Consider the following 773-nt stretch of genomic DNA (forward strand, 5'->3'; position numbering starts at 1 on the left):
CTCGCCACGTACACCTGCGTCTTGGGCAGCGCGCGGCGCAGCGCGCCCAGCGAGGCGGCGAAGTCGGCCCGGAAGTCGGCCACCGGCGTCATCTGGGCGACCGTGTCCTGGCAGGCGTCGTTGGCGCCGATCAGCACGGTGACCAGCTCGGGCCGCTTGGCCGTGGCCGCGCTGACCTGGGCCGGCAGGTCCGCCATCACCGCGCCGGTCTTGGCGTAGTTCCAGGTGCGCCGCTGCGGGTTCGGCAGCAGTTGCCGGGCCAGGCTGTCCACGTCCATACCGGTGGACCAGGACGCCTCCGGGCAGTCGGAGAGCACCGAACAGGCGTCGAAGCCGCGGCTGATCGAGTCACCGACCGAGGCGATCGAACTCGGTCGGGGGTCCCACGTCGGAGTGGGTTTCGCGGCGGGACGGTTGGCCCCCGACCGGGCGCTCTTGGCGCCGGCCTCGCCGGAGTCGCTCGTACACCCCGCGAGCAGCGCCGCGCACGCCAGCAGGGCGGTAGCTGCGGTGGAGCGCCGCAGACGAGTTGACTGAGCGTGATCCCGCACCGCTGTTCCCCTCTCGGGCCGCGCAATGATATGTATCCGAGACCGACGGTACGTCATCCCCCCGGTGTCGCTGCGCGGTAGCTTTGCCCGTGTGAGGTGGGCGCCAATCGTGGGAGCATGCGTTTCCGTGCTGGCAGATTACATCGCGTCATTTCCTGTCCCATTTCGAGAGAATTACCCCCAGTAGTGTTTACTGCAGGTAGCCTCGGGGGCTGGTGCGGG

At 69.5% G+C, this 773-nt stretch carries 1 protein-coding gene; it reads right to left on the reverse strand.

Annotated features, from left to right (window positions below; translation table 11 throughout):
- Positions 1–551: GDSL-type esterase/lipase family protein (locus KUM32_RS42050; RefSeq protein WP_308408857.1), on the reverse strand; the 551-nt coding region annotated here is incomplete at its 3' end.
- Positions 552–773 lie beyond the last annotated feature (222 nt).

The sequence above is a fragment of the Streptomyces sp. AC627_RSS907 genome (assembly GCF_019049165.1).